Annotated in this window: 11 protein-coding genes and 1 pseudogene; 7 read left to right on the top strand and 5 right to left on the bottom strand. The window is 63.4% G+C overall.

From position 1 onward, the window contains the following. Positions 1 to 5: 5 nt before the first annotated feature. From pqqC to ACVINW_RS22095, 6 genes and pseudogenes are all read left to right on the top strand, one after another. Positions 6 to 761, top strand: coding sequence for a pyrroloquinoline-quinone synthase PqqC (gene pqqC / locus ACVINW_RS22120; RefSeq protein ID WP_456756470.1), 756 nt, complete (start codon positions 6 to 8; stop codon positions 759 to 761). Between the two features lie 10 nt (positions 762 to 771). Next, entirely contained in the window at positions 772 to 1080 is a 309-nt protein-coding gene (gene pqqD / locus ACVINW_RS22115; protein ID WP_173638120.1) for a pyrroloquinoline quinone biosynthesis peptide chaperone PqqD, read from the top strand. After that, positions 1077 to 2307 (top strand): annotated as a pseudogene (gene pqqE, locus ACVINW_RS22110) (pyrroloquinoline quinone biosynthesis protein PqqE). The gene pqqD and the pseudogene pqqE overlap by 4 nt, the downstream one beginning before the upstream one ends. After that, the gene (pip, locus tag ACVINW_RS22105; RefSeq protein ID WP_456753243.1) at positions 2297 to 3268 is read left to right on the top strand and encodes a prolyl aminopeptidase; all 972 of its coding nucleotides are present in this window, start codon (positions 2297 to 2299) and stop codon (positions 3266 to 3268) included. The pseudogene pqqE and the gene pip overlap by 11 nt, the downstream one beginning before the upstream one ends. Positions 3269 to 3777: 509 nt before the next feature. Further along, the gene (locus ACVINW_RS22100; protein WP_456756469.1) at positions 3778 to 5280 is read left to right on the top strand and encodes an ATPase domain-containing protein; all 1503 of its coding nucleotides are present in this window, start codon (positions 3778 to 3780) and stop codon (positions 5278 to 5280) included. Next, positions 5273 to 7354, top strand: a complete 2082-nt coding sequence (locus tag ACVINW_RS22095) for an ATP-binding protein (protein WP_456753242.1) — start codon at positions 5273 to 5275, stop codon at positions 7352 to 7354. The genes ACVINW_RS22100 and ACVINW_RS22095 overlap by 8 nt, the downstream gene beginning before the upstream one ends. Positions 7355 to 7445: 91 nt before the next feature. Here the strand turns inward: ACVINW_RS22095 and ACVINW_RS22090 are convergent, their stop codons facing one another. Continuing rightward, entirely contained in the window at positions 7446 to 7826 is a 381-nt protein-coding gene (locus ACVINW_RS22090; RefSeq protein WP_456753241.1) for a response regulator, read from the bottom strand. A gap of 5 nt (positions 7827 to 7831) precedes the next feature. Then, positions 7832 to 8173 (bottom strand): response regulator, encoded by a 342-nt coding sequence (locus ACVINW_RS22085; protein ID WP_456753240.1) that lies wholly within the window; start codon positions 8171 to 8173, stop codon positions 7832 to 7834. Positions 8174 to 8529: 356 nt separating this feature from the next. On the opposite strand from ACVINW_RS22085, the gene ACVINW_RS22080 reads away from it, so the two are divergent. Beyond that, on the top strand, positions 8530 to 9537 hold the full coding sequence (locus ACVINW_RS22080) for a PAS domain S-box protein (protein WP_456753239.1): 1008 nt from the start codon (positions 8530 to 8532) through the stop codon (positions 9535 to 9537). A 301-nt stretch (positions 9538 to 9838) separates the two neighbouring features. Here the strand turns inward: ACVINW_RS22080 and ACVINW_RS22075 are convergent, their stop codons facing one another. From ACVINW_RS22075 to ACVINW_RS22065, 3 genes are read right to left on the bottom strand one after another with little or no spacing between them, the layout of a single operon-like run. Next, a complete protein-coding gene (locus ACVINW_RS22075; protein ID WP_456753238.1) occupies positions 9839 to 11032 on the bottom strand; it encodes a DUF1501 domain-containing protein in 1194 nt (397 codons plus the stop codon). 15 nt (positions 11033 to 11047) lie between these two features. Beyond that, a complete protein-coding gene (locus tag ACVINW_RS22070) occupies positions 11048 to 12592 on the bottom strand; it encodes a DUF1800 domain-containing protein (protein ID WP_456753237.1) in 1545 nt (514 codons plus the stop codon). 35 nt (positions 12593 to 12627) lie between these two features. Continuing rightward, on the bottom strand, positions 12628 to 14955 hold the full coding sequence (locus tag ACVINW_RS22065) for a caspase family protein (protein ID WP_456753236.1): 2328 nt from the start codon (positions 14953 to 14955) through the stop codon (positions 12628 to 12630). Between the last annotated feature and the right edge of the window lie 71 nt (positions 14956 to 15026).

Raw genomic sequence — 15026 nt, 5'->3', positions numbered from 1 at the left:
ACGGAATGACCGCGCTCTCGATCGGCAAGGGCGTTACGCTCGACAGTGCCGAGGAGATGGAAGCCACGCTGCGCACGATCGGTGCGACGCGCTATCACAGCCTGCATCCGTTCCACCGCCTGCTGCACGGCGGCAAGCTCAACAAGGGCCAGGTCCAGGCCTGGGCGCTGAACCGCTACTACTATCAGAGCACGATCCCGCTGAAGGACGCGATGGTGATCTCGCGCTTCCGCGACCGCAACACGCGGATCGAATGGCGCCACCGCATCGAGGATCATGACGGCGACCTCGGCAACGAAGGCGGCATCGAGCGCTGGCTGAAGCTGACTGAAGGCCTCGGCCTCGACACCGCCTATGTGGAATCCACCGAAGGCATCCTGCCGGCGACGCGCTTCGCCGTGGAGGCCTATGTGCATTTCTGCCGCGATCGCACGCCGCTGGAGGCGATCGCCTCCTCGCTCACCGAATTGTTCGCGCCGAACCTGCATGAGGAGCGCATCTCGGGGATGCTGAAGCACTACGACTTCGTCAACCCCGACATCATGAGCTATTTCAGCCGCCGCCTGACCCAGGCGCCGCGCGACGCCGGCTTCGCGCTGGACTACGTCAAGCAGCATGCGAAAACGCCGGCCGAGCGCGAGGCGGTCTGCAACGCGCTGATCTTCAAGACCAACGTGCTCTGGGTGCAGCTCGACGCACTCTACCATGCGTATGTCGACGGCCAGATTCCGCCCGGCGCCTTCGTGCCGAAGGCGGGCTAAGGACACGATCATGGCCAGCCGCAACATCAGCGTCAGCGAGACCAGCCGGCCGAAACTGCCGCGGCATACCAGGCTGAAATTCGACGAGACACGTCAGGTCTGGGTAATCCTGGCGCCGGAGCGCGTGCTGGCGCCGGACGAGATCGCGGTCGAGGTGCTGCAGCTCTGCGACGGCGTGCGCAGCGTCGCCCAAATGGTCGACCAGCTCGCGGAGAAATACGCCGCTCCACGCGAGGCGATCGCGACCGACGTGATCGCGATGCTGCAGGATCTGGCCGACAAGGGTTTTCTCACCGAAGCGCGCGAGAGCACGGCATGAGTGACACGCTCGCCGACAACAAGATCACGACGGGCCCGAGCGACGGGCTTGCGGTGCTGGAAGGCGCTCGCTCGGCGGCCGAGACCTACGGCATCCCGCTCGCGGTGCTCCTCGAGGTCACCCACCGCTGCCCGCTGCAATGCCCGTACTGCTCCAACCCGGTCGAGCTCGACCGCGGCTCGACCGAGCTCACGACTGAGGAATGGAAGAAGGTGCTGAGCGAGCTCGCCGAGCTCGGCGTGCTCCAGGTCCATTTCTCCGGCGGCGAGCCGACCGCGCGCAAGGACATCGTCGAGCTGGTGCAGCACGCATCCGATGTCGGGCTCTATTCCAACCTGATCACCTCGGCGGTGCTGCTGACCAAGGACAAGCTGTCGGCGCTGGCCGATGCCGGCCTCAGCCATGTGCAGATCAGCTTCCAGGGCAAACGAGCCCACCGTGGCCGATCGCGTCGCAGGGCTGAAGGGCGCGCACAAGAAGAAGCTCGAGGTCGCGAAGTGGACCCGCGAGTTGGAGTTGCCGCTCACGGTGAATGCGGTGATGCACCGGCAGAACCTGCATCAGCTGCCCGACATCATCCAGATGGCGGTCGATCTCGACGCCGACCGGCTCGAGGTCGCCAATGTGCAGTATTACGGCTGGGCGCTGAAGAACCGCGCCGCGCTGATGCCGACGGTCGAGCAGATCGAGGAGACCAGCCGGATCGTCGAGGAAGCGCAGGCGCGCCTGAAGGGCACGCTCGCGATCGATTATGTGGTGCCGGACTATTACGCGCTGCGGCCGAAGAAATGCATGGGCGGTTGGGGCCGCCAGTTCTTCAACATCTCGCCGGCCGGCAAGGTGCTGCCGTGCCACGCCGCCGAGAGCATCACCGGGCTCGAATTCGAGTCGGTGCGCTCGAACCATTCGATCGCCTGGATCTGGCAGAACTCGGAGGCCTTCAACCGTTATCGCGGCACCGGCTGGATGCCGGAGCCGTGCAAGTCCTGCGAATTCCGTGAGGTCGATTACGGCGGCTGCCGCTGCCAGGCCTTTGCGCTGACCGGTGACGCCGGCAATACCGACCCGGCCTGCGCATTGTCGCCGCGGCACGAGGAAATCTTCAAGCAGGCCGAGCGGGAATCCGCCGGCACGCAGAACCGCTTCCTCTATCGCAACTTCGCCGGCGGCACGCTGGAGACGGACGAACACCAGGATAAATCTCAGGACAACCCCCATGGCGCCTGACGCCGACGCCGGCAAGGCTGCGAGGCGCGGCGATCCGTTTGCGCCGCTGACGTCGGAATGGCTTGATGTCGGCTGTGGCCACAGCCTGCACGTCGAGAGCGTCGGGCGCGAGGGCGGCATCCCGGCGGTCTATCTGCATGGCGGCCCGGGCAGCGGCTGCCAGCCGGACCACCGCCGGCTGTTCGATCCCGAGCGCTTTCACGCCGTGCTGTTCGATCAGCGCGGTTGCGGCCGCAGCCGGCCGAAGGGCAGCCGCGACCACAACACGACGCAGCATTTGATCGCCGACATGGAGAAGATCCGCGAACATTTCGGCTTCGCGCGCTGGATGGTGGTCGGCGGCTCCTGGGGCGCAACGCTGGCGCTGGCCTATGCAGAGGCTCATCCGGAACGGGTCAGTGGCCTGGTGCTGCGCGCGACCTTCCTCGGCACCAGCGAAGAGCTGGACGACGTCTTTCTGCGCGCTCTGCCACGCTTCTATCCCGCCCTCTTCGAAGACTTCCTCAACGTCCTGCCCGCGGACGAGCGCGCGGCGCCGCTTGCGGCCTATTATCGCCGCATCCTCGATCCCGATGCCGCCGTGCACGCACCGGCCGCGCGCGCCTGGCACGACACCGAACGCGTGCTGTCGGAGCACACGCCGAAGCAGACGCGGCTCGATCTCAAGGCAGCGGGCGCCCTGCCTTCGACGCCGTTCATGGAAGCGCACTATTTCGCCAATGACTGCTTCATGCGGCCGAACCAGCTGATGGAGGAAGCCGGCCAGCTCGCCGGCATTCCCGGCATCCTGGTGCAGGGCCGCTACGATTTGCTGTGCCCGCCCGCGACCTCGCACGCGCTCGCCGCGCGCTGGCCGGGCAGCGAAGTCCGCATCATCGATGGCGCCGGCCACATCCTCTACGATCCCGGCATCCGCAACGCCGTGATGAAGGCGATCGCGGATTTGGCGGCGCGACAATGACTACGCGCGCACTCATAAACTGATCGCCCGCGCAGCCCATTGCTTGGACTTTGATGGCGACCTGAGCTCGTCCGGGTCCGTTGGGTTTGTGGTGCAAGGTCGTTTGCGGCGTTCTCTGTCCAATCAGGATTGTGACAAGCCAGGCGGCGCAATCGACAAGATCGGGCCGTGCGATTTCATGTGCTGCCCCACATTCCGGCTGCCCCTCTCCCACCTGCCGAATGGGTGGCCCCACGAAAAATGTTCCGCTGTTATCCGACCGAATGGCCGAAATAGAGTTCCTTGTCTGAGGGAGCCAATCGCCGTCGCGCGCGTTCTGTTCCAGGAACAATGAAGGACAGGAGCATGGGTTTGAACAGCATCGTCTTCTCTGACGTACCCTTCAGAGGCGGTGGTTGTGTTCACTAGTGAACATTTTGATCGGCGGCGGGCGGCGTATCTGGCAACAGCCCTTTGCCTCTGCCGTCTCGTGCAGAACGACAAATACTGAGCCATTTACCAAACGCGCCATGGATCACACACGCAATCGCATTTCGACCGGCAACGCCGGTTTGGACTATGTCCTTCGTGGCGGCTTGCCCCGCAACCGCTTGTATCTTGTCGAGGGAACGCCCGGTTCGGGCAAAACAACGCTCGCCCTCGAATTTCTCCAGGACGGGCAATCCAAGAACGAGCGGGTGCTCTACATCACGTTGTCGGAAACCAAGGAAGAGCTCGAAATCGTCGCGGCCTCCCATGGTTGGAATCTCGGCGGAATCGATATTTTTGAACTGAGCGCTGCGGACGAAGTCCTCGGCCCGGGCAGAGATCAGTCGATACTCCATAGCTGGGAAATCGAGCTTGGAGAAACGATCAAGCTCATCAAGGCGCAGGTCGAGAAGATCAAGCCGACCAGGGTCGTGTTCGACAGTCTCTCCGAAATGCGGCTGCTCGCCCAGGATCCGCTCCGGTATCGGCGGCAGCTTCTGGTTCTGAAGCAATTTTTCTCCGGTCTCAGTACGACCGTCCTGCTGGTGGACGACTTCACCGGATCAGGCGGCAATTCGGACAATCACTTACATAGCCTTTGCCATGGCGTCATTACCCTGTCGCGGCTGACGCTGGACTTTGGCGCGGCACGGCGGCGGCTTCAGGTTCAAAAGCTTCGAGGCGTGGATTTCATCGCCGGATTTCATGACTTCGTCATTCGGCGTGGCGGCCTGGATATTTTTCCTCGACTGGTCGCGGCCGAGCATGAAATCGAATACTCGAACGAACGCGTTCGTAGCGGCATACCGGAACTTGACGCCTTGCTGAATGGCGGCCCTGCGCGCGGCACAGGAATTCTGATCACCGGCCCCTCCGGCGCGGGTAAAACCACTCTCGGGCTGCAATACCTCGCTGCTGCTTGCGCGAGAGGAGAGAAGGTGACGGTCTATCAATTCGACGAGCGCATCGACACCCTTTTGGCGCGCGCGGAAGCCATGGGCCTCAATCTTCGAGCGTGCATCGATAAGGAGCAGCTTGTCGTTCGGCAGATCGATCCTGCGGAGATTTCGCCGGGCGAGTTTGCCGCCAACGTTATCAAGGAAGTCCAACAACGCTCCATCAAGATCCTCATGATCGACAGCCTCAGCGGCTACGTCGCCGCCATGCCGCAGGAGCAGCAACTTATTCTGCAGCTTCACGAACTGCTGTCCTACCTGAGCCAGTCCGGCGTCCTGACGCTGATGATCAACCCCCAAAGCGGCTTCTTCGGAAACCTGCAGACGAATGGCTTGGATGTTTCTTATCTGGCCGACACGGTCATCCTTCTGCGGTTTTTCGAGGCTGCAGGACGTATCAGGAAGGCCATCTCCGTGGTCAAAAGCAGGTCCGGAAGGCACGAAGATACGATCCGCGAGATGCGCATCGACGACCGGGGCGTGAGGGTCGGCGAGCCTCTGTCGGAGTTCAGGGGCATCTTGACCGGAAAACCGGAATACACCGGCGCAACCAATCCTCTCATGGAAGATCGCGGTTCAGGTGCATAGGACAGCAGCTGAGGGCCATCGCGTCCTGATCATCGCCCCTTACGGCAGCGATGCGGAGAGCGTATCGGGACTACTGCTGTCCCAGGGGTACGATACGAAGATCTGCGAAAGCTTCGTCGAGCTCGCGCCACTCGTCGATGCGCACGCGGGCGTCATTCTGATGACCGAGGAAGCACTCGGCGTTGACACGTCGGCGCTGCAATCCGCCCTGACGGCACAACCGGCATGGTCGGACATTCCGTTCATTCTACTATTCGGCCGACGAGCGGGACGCGAGCGTCCGAATGAGGCCGTCCGCCGAAAACTGCCGCCAAGCGCGACGAATGTGGTCTTGCTCGAGAGGCCACTCAGCAGCGAATCCCTGCTGAGTACGATCACGTCGGCGATGCGGGCGCGACAGCGACAGTTTCTGATGCGCGACCAGCTCGCGGAGCTAGACACGCAGCGGGCGAGGTTGACAACGCTGCTCGACAATCTTCCGGTCGGGGTCATGTTCCTTGACAAGACCGGAACCGGTCTGCTCTCCAATCCGGCATTCAGACGTTTTTCCAAGTCCGGCAAAAGCCCCGCTTTCGACCCTGGGGCAGAACATGAATGGCTTGCGCAGGACATCGACGGGTCTCCGCTCTCGCGAAGCCGTTTCCCGAGCGCGCGTGCGCTGCAGGGCGAACATGTGACCGGGGTCGAATTTCTCTACACGGGCTTGGCAGAGGGACCGGTCTGGACCCGGATCAGCAGCGTGCCAATCTTGAGAGACGGCGCGATCATGGGGGCGATAAGCGTCGTCGTCGACATCAACGAGCAAAAGCTCGCGCAGCAACGGCTGGCAAAGGCCGCCGAGACGCTCGAACTGCAGGTAGCCGAACGTACCGCGGAGCTCGAGAAGGCCTTGGCCGATCTCCGCAAGGAGACGGCAGAGCGGTCGCGGGCAGAATCCGCGCTGATCCAAGCTCAGAAGATGGAAGCTGTCGGCCAGCTCACCGGAGGCATTGCGCACGACTTTAACAACATGCTGACGGGCGTCATCGGCGCCATCGATTTGATGAAACGGCGCATTGCATCAAATCGGTTTGACGACTTGAATCGCTTCATGGACGCGGCGAGTACATCGGCGCATCGGGCTGCCAATCTGACGTCACGGCTTCTTGCCTTCTCGCGCCGGCAATCTCTAGACAGCAAACCGACCGATATCAATGCCCTCGTCCGGTCGCTCTCGGACCTGCTACATCACACGGTGGACGAGAACATCTCGATCGCCATCGAAACCAACGAGGACGTGCCCGCCGCCATCGTGGATGCAAATCAACTCGAGAACGCCATCCTAAACCTCGCCATCAACGCGCGAGACGCGATGCCTGACGGAGGCAAGCTTACCGTCGAGACGTCCGTAGTTGACCTCGACGCGACAAATACAAGGTCTCGACCAGGCATTTCGCCCGGCCGCTACGTGGTCGTGGCAGTTTCGGACACCGGTGTCGGAATGACGCCGGACCTGATTGAAAAGGTCTTTGATCCTTTCTTCACGACAAAGCCTGTGGGGCAAGGCACCGGTCTCGGCCTATCGATGGTCTACGGGTTTGCACGGCAGTCAAACGGCCAGGTCCGGATCCATTCGACGCCGGGCCAGGGCACCTCCGCGAAGATCTACCTGCCGGCTGCGGATCAAAGCGCGGTCGAGACCACCGTTCATCATGAAGCGTCTCCGCAGGGAGCCGGTCAGCCCGTTCTGCTTGTCGAAGACGACCCTTCGGTTCGTCTTCTCATCGGCGAACTGCTCTCGGAGCTGGGTTACGGAACGATCGAAGCCCCTGATTCTGACACCGCAATCAAGCTGCTGGAAAGCGGCCGCCCGATAGACATGATGATTTCCGATGTTGGACTGCCCGGCATGAACGGCCGGCAGCTCGCTGAAGTCGCTCGCAAGCATCATCCGAAGGTGCCGATCCTGTTCGTCACCGGCTATGCCGCAAACGCCGCCATTCGAGCTGGTTTCCTTGGAACGAATATGGCGATGATAAGCAAGCCCTTTCAAATTGAAGAACTGGCGGCAAAGATAGGTGAGATGCTGTCCTAGGTCGTGTACCCATAAACGACGGCTTGCGGCGACGGCTTTTGACTCCGAGCGGCCTGCTGGCGGCGATTTCCGCTACAAGTTCTTGGGGGACTCACGGCCGCTTTCGGGTCGCTAACAATTGACGGATATGGTCCAGCACGGGTCGATAGTTCAGCTTCTTTGCCGCCTGCGGGCCCTCCTCGCAAAGATCGCCAGCTAACGCGAGGACTTTGCCGACTGTAGCTCCCAGCATCGTCTTCACAGTCGGGTGGTTGCCCCTTATCCAGGCAGAAAGAGCAAACCCGGAACCGGTGGGACTACCCGCGTCGATCAAGGCAACATCGATATTGTGCTTGCCACCTTCGAGGCATTCACGCGCCTCATCGTGGTCCGTTGCCTCCACCACGCGATAGCCGCACTCGCGAAGGTACTCCGCCAGCGGATGCCGCACGAGAACGTCATGTTCGACGATCAATACAGTTGCTGCTTGCATACGTACTACAGCGCAGGACCGAGCATCTCCGCGATCAGCATTGCGATCTGCTTGGGATCGTATGGCTTGCTGATGAACCTACCTACGCGGCTCGCTGCGCCCTCCAGTTCTGTGCTTCCGGAGGCAACGAGGATGAGCAGCATCGGTTGCATGACGCGCAATTTCCTAGCTAAATCAAGACCATCAAGAGTGCCTGGCATTCGAATGTCGGTTATGAGCGCGTCGATCCGTTCGCCTGATGAGATGTAATCCATCGCATCATCTGCGGTGGCTGCCTCAACAACCCCGAACCCAGCGCTTCGAAGCTGCTCAGCTGCATCAGATCGGATTAACCATTCGTCCTCCACGAGCAAAATCCTGACCCTATCGCTCTTTAGCTGCTCTTGGGGGACCATCGTTGGCGCCTCGGATGTTGTCAGACAAACCGCAGGAGGGGTACAACGTTCCAAACCATTGAGCCCTCTGCCATTTGCGCCACGTCGACGATAACAATCACCGGCGATTCCGAGCGCACGGTAATGTCGAGAACGACTTGGAAGCTTTTGCATTGGTTAAAGGCGGATTATGGGGCCTCGGTCGAGGACCTCGTCCGTTCTAAGCTCACGTCGACTTCCGCTGCTGCCCCAACAGAGATCCTTAGGGCTTTTTGGTGCTATGATTAGCTGCTAACGGCAGTGCAGCACCTACATTTTGGGACTTCCCATTGACATCCAAAGACCAGCCGGGACTTCAACGCAGGCCTCTCGTCAACGAGCCGGCTAAGGAACGTGCCGAGCGCTTGGCCAATCTGCTGGCCTCTATAGTTGAGTCCAGCGACGACGTGATCGTCAGCAAGAATCTGGACGGCATCATTACGAGCTGGAACAAGGGGGCCGAGCGCATCTTTGGCTATGCGGCCTCCGAGGCGATCGGTCGGCCGATTACGCTTGTGATCCCGGAGGATCGACTAAGCGAAGAACGCGACATTTTAACGCGCATCCGACGTGGTGAACGGATAGACCACTTTGAGACTGTTCGCCGACGGAAGGATGGTAGCTCAATCGTCGTTTCGCTCACTGTCTCTCCCGTCAAAGATGCCCATGGCAACATCGTTGGCGCATCGAAGATTGCGAGGGATATTACCGAGCAGAAGCGGGCTCAGGAGCAGATCGGGATTCTCGCTCGCGAGGCGGAGCACCGAAGCAAGAACATCCTCTCAAACGTGCAGGCAATCATCAATCTTTCCCAGTCCGACACTTCCGAAGGCCTCAAGGATGTGATCAGCGGGCGCATCCAAGCGATGGCAAATGTTCACTCGCTGTTTGTTGAATCGCGGTGGATAGGCGCTGAAGTCTCGGCGATCGCCAGGCAGGAACTCGCCCCTTATCTCGATGAACACGGCACGCGGGTTCGGATGGACGGTCTTCAAACCATGTTAGAACCTACCGCTGCGCAGGCGATTGCTGTGGTCTTGCATGAGTTGGCAACCAATGCTTCCAAGTATGGAGCGCTATCTAACGCGAAAGGCCATGTTAGGTTGACGTGGTCGCGCAGCAAAGATGGAGTACTGGCGCTCCGTTGGACCGAATTGGGTGGTCCGAGCGTAAGTGCGCCAAAACGCAAGGGCTTTGGTAGTCGCCTCATCGAAGGAACCATCAAACCACTTGGCGGTATGGTGCGCTTTGACTGGCGTTCGGAAGGCCTTGATTGCGAAGTCGCCGTTCCGACGTGAAATCCCATACGAACTGGCTTCGCTGCTCTTCCACCGCGGCAACTTCCGTTCATGACACGAGGCCGCGGTTACGTCGGCTTCAACGTTAGCTTCTGGCACAAGAGCGGACGCGACGAGTTTATGAGTACGCGCCCCAGAGACCGCGTGAGCTCCTTTGTCGTGTCGTTCCGGGCGCGCTGTCCTGGCAATGATTTCGGAATAGTGGAAAAATAGCGTTGATTTGCCCGACGTGTCAAGTAGGTATTTTAATACTGGCTGCTCCTTTGCATGGGGTTGTTTCGCTGTTTTGGTCAGTGCCCCCTCAAACCAGGTTCAAATCCTTCGGCTTGATGCCGGGGAAGATGCGCTCGAGGCTTGCCTGCTGCAGGCCGTAAACGCGCTGGATCAGCCCGGCGAAGAACGCCTTGTAGTCGGTCAGAACCGGAAAATCGCGGTTCTGGAACAGCGTCGCTTCCGCGACCTTGACCTGCTCGCCGGCCATGCGCCCGCCATTGATGCCGCCGCCCATCACCCAATAGATGCTGCCATGGCCGTGATCGGTGCCGTGGTTGCCGTTCTCGCGGAAGGTACGGCCGAATTCGGAGATCACGACCACGACGGTGTCGCGCCACATCGCAGGCCCGATCTCCTCGGCGAAGCCGGCAAGGCCGCGGCCCAGTTCGCCGAGCCGGTTGGCGAGATAGCCGGTTGCCGCGCCTTGCGCGACATGGGTGTCCCAGCCGCCGACATCGACGAAGCCGAGGTTGAACTGCTCGCGCATCAAGTGCCCGATCCGCCGCGCCGACAGCTCGAAGCCATGCGGCGACACCGCGCCGCGGTTCGCCGCCGCCATCTCCTCGGAGACGGATTTGTAGACGTCGTCGCGGACACGAAAGCCTTCCGACACCGAGTTGGCGAGACTGCCCTGCGTGTACATCCCCTTGATCAGCTGCGCCTGGCGGTCGTCGACGCCGGGCTTGCTGACGCTTGCGATCGAGGTGTTCGGCACCTGGGTCTGGCCGCGGAAGATCAGCGGCAGCTGATCGGTGAAGGCGATCGGCTTCACCCGCGCCAGTTCATGCGCCAGCCTGCTCATGAAGCCGGAGCGGTAGTCGCGGCCACCGCCAACGGCCTGGCCGAGCTCAATCGTGTCCTGGGTCTCGAAATGACTGCGCGAGAGGTCGTCGCTGGTGCCGACGAACGGCACGAACGCGATCTCGCGCTTGGCCCACAACGGATGGATCGAATCGCGCAAGCTTGGATGCAGGCCCCATTCGGCGTCGAGCGTCAGAGCCGCATTCGGATTGCCGGCATCGGGCCGCGCGACCGCAAGCGTCGGGCGCGCGGCGTAATAGAACTCGCTGCCGACCGGCGCGATCACGTTGGCGGCGTCATAGGCGCCGCGCAGGAACACCACGAGCAGGCGCGCATCGGTCGCGGGCGCCGCCCAGACCCGGCCGGCCACGGTGAGCGAAGCGGACGCAGCGAAGGCCTTGATCAGTTCACGGCGGTTCATTGGCGAACCTCCCTTTCAGTGCATGAACTCGGGTGACGACAGGAAGAGCGTGTTCCAGTCCTGCGGCGAGACCGCCTGATCGAGCGCGGCGAGCGTGGTCGGACTCAGCGTCTGCTTGAGATTGCTGAAATAGAGCCCGTTCATGACCTGCGGAAACGCCGGCTGGTCGACCGCGTTGGGCTCGTTCGGCTTGAACAGCCCGGCCGATCCCGAGCCGATCGCGCGCGCGATCTCGAACCGCAGCATCATCTGCCCCGGGCCGTTCCAGGCCGTCGACAGCATCGAGTAGCCGTCTGGCGTCTCGTGGTTGAACAGACCTTCCGACAGGCGGTTGAGCCAGCCCTGGATCGGCATCGTATTGAGGATGACCTTGGTGTCGTAAGCGAGCCGCACGGCCGAGATCACGTAGAGCACGGGATCCTTGAACTTGGCGCCATCCTTCAGCGTCGCGGTGAACTCCGGCGCATGCACCAGCGTCGACATCACGGCCGCGATATCCCCGTCGGTCTGCTGGAAGGTCTGTGCCATGCGCTGCACCAGCGCCTCGGGCGGGTTGTCGGATACGAAGTAGGTGGCGAGCTGCCTCGAGATGTGCGCCGCGGTTGCCGGGTGATGACAGAGGATGTCGAGGGCTTCGTCGACCTCCGCGAGGCCCCGGCCCTTGATCTGATGGCCGAGGAAGGTCTTGTCGCCATAGTCATGGCGCGCCGGATTGAACTCGAAGCCGCCTTCCCGAACGAGCTGGGACTGCAGCTCCGGCTTCAGCTTGGGATCCTGCGATGCGAAGTCGACGCCGACACCCGTGAGGATCCGCGCCAGCGCCTCGACGTCGGCCTGGCTGTATCCGGATCCGACGCCCATCGTATGCAGCTCCATGATCTCGCGGGCGTAGTTCTCGTTGAGGTGGCCGGCCGCGTTGTCGGCATTGTCGAGATAGCGCAGCATCACCGGGTGATGCAGCGTCGCCGACAGCAGGGTGCGGAATTTGCCGAGTGCGTTGGCGCGGATCGCGTGATCCTCATAGTCGCCGATCAGCACGCGGATCATGGCCTTGTACTGAAACGCGTTGAAGTGGTTGTACCAGAACCAGGTCATCCGCTCGCGGAGCTGATCCGGCGCATAGAGCGCGCGCAGGATGGTGCGGGCGGCGGCCTGCTTGACGCGATCGTTCATCCCCTGCTGAAACACCGTTTGCGCCGCCCGGCGCTGCTCCGGGTCGGCGACCTGGTTGGCCGACTTGGCCTGCAGGTCGAAGGTCACCGCGATATCGAACGGGAAGCGATGCACGTCCGGCATCGCCTCGATCTGCGCATGCACGGCAGCCGGCAATACGGAGGCGGCCGGATGCAACTGCTCCTGCAACCAGCGCTCGGTGCCGATCTCGCGCAGATGCGCCGCGCTGGAGGCGCTGACGCCCCAGGTCAGGCGATCGAGCAGCGCGATGTCCTGCGCCGTGAGTTCGGCCGCCCGCGCCGGCTGGTGCAACGCCACCAGCCCCGCGATCGCACCGATCACCAGTTTCGCGACTGCCCGCGATCCGAGTATGGCCGTGATGCTCATGAAGGCTGACCTGCTCGGCTCATGGTGTCATGCCCTCAGGGTTTGCACTTGCCGGGAGGACAGGCCGGCGCGGCGCGTGCCGCGGGCCTTGGCGGCGCCGCCGGCCGCGGTGGCGGAGCCGCGCGTTGCGCCTGCATCGCCGGCCGCGGTGGGGGCGGCGCGGCGCGCGGCGCCGGTGCGGGTGCCGGACGTGGCGCAACGGCTGCCGCGCGGGGCGGCGGAGGTGCGGGGCGCGGCGGCGGGGCGGCCCGCTGTGGCGCAGGCCGGGAGACCGGCGGCGGCGACACCGCGGCACGCGCGGGCGCCGGACGCGCCGCCGGCGTCGGCCGCACCGATGTCGCGCGGTTCGTCGGCGGCGGGGCCGTGGCAGGCTTCACATTGCCGGTCGGCGCGGTCGCGGCCCGGTTGAGCTGTTGCCTTTCCGGCTTGCCGGCGGTCGCGGGCGAAGCCGGCGCGTTTGTCGCCGGGCCAGCGGTGGGCTTGGTCGGGGCAGCAGGTTGCGCGTTGGCAGGCGCCATCGCCGTCGCAGGCTTGGCGGGCGTCAGCGCGTTCGGCTTTGCGCCGGATTGCGCAGTGCCAGGCTGCGTCGTACCGGGTTGCGTGGTGCCCGGCTGCACGGCGCCATGCTGTTGCGCGGGATTGGCCGGCGCGGTCGCCGACTGCGGCAGCGGCGGTCCATTCTTCGCGCCCGGCAGCGTATGCGCAGTCGGTGCGCCCATCGCGTTCGGCGCGGCCGCTGCGTTCGGCGCGGCGGGTGCGTTCGGTGCAGCGCCCGGCGCTCCCATCGCCGCGCCCTGCGCAGGCGTGACGCCTTGCCGACCGGCCGGCGGTGCGAGGTTGGCGCGCTGCGCCGCCGCCGCCGGCAGTTGCGGTGCCGCGGTGACCGGTGCACCGCCCATCGCCGCCGTCACGCCGGCGGCACGGAGCTGCGCCGGCGTCGGGTTCGGGTTGTTGATGACCGTGTTGATCACCGTCGTGTTGTGGATGTTGTTGAACACGATGTTGTTCTGCGGCGGCACCACATAGGCCGGCGCGGCGACATAGGCCGGCATCGCCACGAAGAACGGCGTCGGCAGCACGAACAGGCCGATCGGCGGCGGCGGCGGCGGCAGCACCACGAAGTCCGGCGGCGGCGGCGGCAGGAAGAACACCGGCGGCGGTGGCGGCGGCGCGAAGGCGAACACCGGATCGCTGTAGTACAGCACCGGACGGTCGACATAGACGATCTCGTCGGGCGGCGGCGGCGGCACGTCGTAGTCGAGCGCCGTGAACTGCGGCGGCGGCTCCAGCGCGGCCGAGAGATAGGAGAGCCGGCGCCTGGCGTCATAGGCGTGCGGCCCGCGCGGATAGCGCCGCAGATACGACCAGTACGCATCGGGAGTATCGGCATTGTAGGTGCGCCGCCAGGTGATCGCCTCGCGCCGCGCCGCCACGATCGCGCGCACCCGCTTGGCCAGCGGATCGGTCGGATAGGCCTGCAGATAATCCTCGTAGCCTTGCAGCGTGTCGCGCTCGAGCGCCGCCGCATAGGCGTCCTGCGCCGGGAAATCGCGGATCGGCTTGCTGCGCAGTCCGGCATCGACCTGCTGCGGCGGGGCATCCGGCTTGCGTTCGAAGAACATGAAGGGCGCATCGACCTTCTGCGCGTTCCACGGGATCTCGGCGCCCTTGGTCATTTCGTTGACGCGCAGGCGAACGCGGTCGAACACCTCGGGCAAGGTCAGGCCGCCGGCGCGGATCATTTCCGCCAGCGCCTGCGCGTACGGCCCGTAAGGCGGCGCACCGTCAGGCGCGACGGTGCCGGGCGCCGAATTGAAGGCGATCAGCATCTTCGGATCGGGATCGACCAGCGCAAGACCGCCGGCCAGCGGCTGGCCGTCCTTGGCGAAGGGATTGCTGCGCGCTGCATCGAGCACGATCACGCCGGCCTTGATCGGCAGCGCCGAGAGCTGATGGCTGTAATCCGAGATGCGGATCGCCTCGACCGGCACGTCGGTGTCGCGGGCGATCTTGGCGTCGACCGGCACGAAGTAGTTCTCGCCGGTGAGCTGCACGCCGTAACCGGAGAGATAGACGAAGGCCACCGCATTGGGTCCCGCGTCCTGCACCTTCTGGATGAAATCGCGGAACGACTTGCGCAGCGTCTCGGCATCGAGATCGCGCGCCCCGACCACGTCGAAACCGGCGGCCTGCAAGGTCTGCGCGATCAACCCGGCATCGTTCGCGGCGGTTTGCAGCGCGCCGGCCTGATAGGCGCCGTTGCCAACCACGAGCGCGAGGCGCTTCTCCTGATCCTCCGCATGGGCGGGAAGTGACGCGAGCGACACCAGGCCGACAATCAATGCCCACAAAATTCGCGCCATGGCGGCTGTCCTTTTTTCTTCCCGGAAACGGGCGTGTCGGATGAAAATGCTACTTCCGTGAATGCGCGCTG

It is taken from the genome of Bradyrhizobium sp. USDA 4461, assembly GCF_054055655.1.
Note: the sequence above shows the minus strand (reverse complement) of the source record. Positions and strands in the feature narration are given on the sequence as shown.